The sequence below is a fragment of the Pseudonocardia sp. N23 genome, from assembly GCF_002583555.1.
Lineage (GTDB): Bacteria > Actinomycetota > Actinomycetes > Mycobacteriales > Pseudonocardiaceae > Pseudonocardia.
The window spans coordinates 1-1,498 of the sequence record NZ_BEGX01000129.1 but is presented as its reverse complement, the minus strand read 5'-3'; the positions used below and the strand labels follow the sequence as shown (position 1 = coordinate 1,498).

Annotated in this window: 2 protein-coding genes and 1 pseudogene; all 3 read right to left on the bottom strand. The window is 67.2% G+C overall.

What is annotated here, in order from left to right:
* The coding region (gene pgk, locus TOK_RS34570; protein ID WP_253258729.1) for a phosphoglycerate kinase at window positions 1-220 on the bottom strand (220 nt) is incomplete at its 3' end.
* Window positions 217-812 (bottom strand): annotated as a pseudogene (locus TOK_RS29525) (glyceraldehyde 3-phosphate dehydrogenase NAD-binding domain-containing protein). The pseudogene TOK_RS29525 and the gene pgk, both read right to left, overlap by 4 nt.
* 333 nt (window positions 813-1,145) lie before the next feature.
* Window positions 1,146-1,370 (bottom strand): hypothetical protein, encoded by a 225-nt coding sequence (locus TOK_RS29520; protein ID WP_098961279.1) that lies wholly within the window; start codon window positions 1,368-1,370, stop codon window positions 1,146-1,148.
* Window positions 1,371-1,498 lie beyond the last annotated feature (128 nt).

Below are 1,498 nucleotides of genomic sequence, written 5' to 3'. Positions count from 1 at the left end.
GCGAGAACTGCGGGTCCGGACCGTCCTTCGGACGGCCCAGATGCGCGGTGACGATCACACGCGCCCCGGCCCTGGACAGGGCCCAGATCGTCGGGACCGAGGCGCGGATGCGGCCGTCGTCGGTGATGCGGTCGCCGTCGAGCGGGACGTTCAGGTCCGAGCGGACCAGGACGGTGCGGCCCCGGACACCCTCCTCGACCAGGTCGGCGAGCGACCTCACAGCTTGGAGCCGACGAGCGCGGTGATGTCGGCGAGCCGGTTGGAGTAGCCCCACTCGTTGTCGTACCAGCCGACGATCTTCACCAGGTTGCCCGACACCTTGGTCAGGCCGGCGTCGAAGATGCAGGAGTGCGGGTCGGTCACGATGTCCGACGACACGATCGGGTCCTCGGTGTACTTCAGGACGCCCTTGAGCGGGCCCTCGGCCGCGGCCTTCATCGCGGCGTTGACCAGGTTGTCGAGGACCTTCGCCATCGGGGCGAGGCAGTTGGTGGTGCGGGAGGCGTTGGAGACAACGACCTGCGAGCCATCGTTGACGCCCTTGACGATCGTGATGTCCTCGCCGGTGGCCGGCGCGGAGATGACGGCGTGCCGTCGACGATGATGTCCTCGCCGGAGGTGCTGACCTCGTAGGGCAGCCGGCCCAGGATCGAGTCGTACTTCAGCAGGTGCGCGAGCGTCGCGGTGTCGGTGAGGTCGTTCACCGCGACGATCTCGATGTCATTGGTCCCGGCGGTGCGCTGGGCGTCGACCGCCCGCCAGAAGTTGCGGCCGATGCGACCGAAGCCGTTCACGCCAACACGAAGCGTCACGCTCACTCCATCCCTGAACTGGCGGCCGCACCCTGCGGCCGAGAGACTTCCGTCCTGCCGGTCCCCCGGTCACGACTTCACCGGATCATCGGGCAGCAGGCGAGCGTTGGCGGGGCCGGGACTCATCGAGCGGAAGCGCCCATATAGGCGAAAGATCTCAGATCCGGCGTGCGGAACCTCGCTAGCCAAGTCGGTCATTCGAGTTGACCGACCTGTCTAGCGTGATCCCGCACCAGCCTCGGTGATCTCCGCGCCCTCGGCCTTTCGGCCTCGGACCTGCGTCACGCCATCGAAAACTGCTCCCGGCCGGGAGGCCGTAGTGGAATCAGCCGGTCACGGGACCGCAGGCCACAGCCTCGACAACTCCGGGTGGTCATTGTCGATCAGTCGATGGGCCAGGGCGGTCGCCTCGTTCAGGTCGATCTGGTCGAAAGCGGGGTCTCCGGTGGAAAGGCCATCGAATACATCTGCCAACTTCGCCGCCACAGCAGCGGGCAGTCCGCTGTCCGGGCCGACCTTCACATAGCGCAATCGGATCACTTGGGCTGCCTGCAGCATCAAGGTGCTCTGGGCATTCCGTGCGATCGTCGGCTGCCTCGATCGGTGCTCATTCACGCTGGCTCCATCTCAGCTCAGCGGGTGGCGCGCTTCTTGAGCTCGGCCGCCGCGGCGCCGGGGTCAGCGGC

Excerpts from the sequence above, each read along its gene's own strand:
- TOK_RS29520 (WP_098961279.1), bottom strand. The coding sequence starts at position 1,370 with ATGCTGCAGGCAGCCCAAGTGATCCGATTGCGCTATGTGAAGGTCGGC.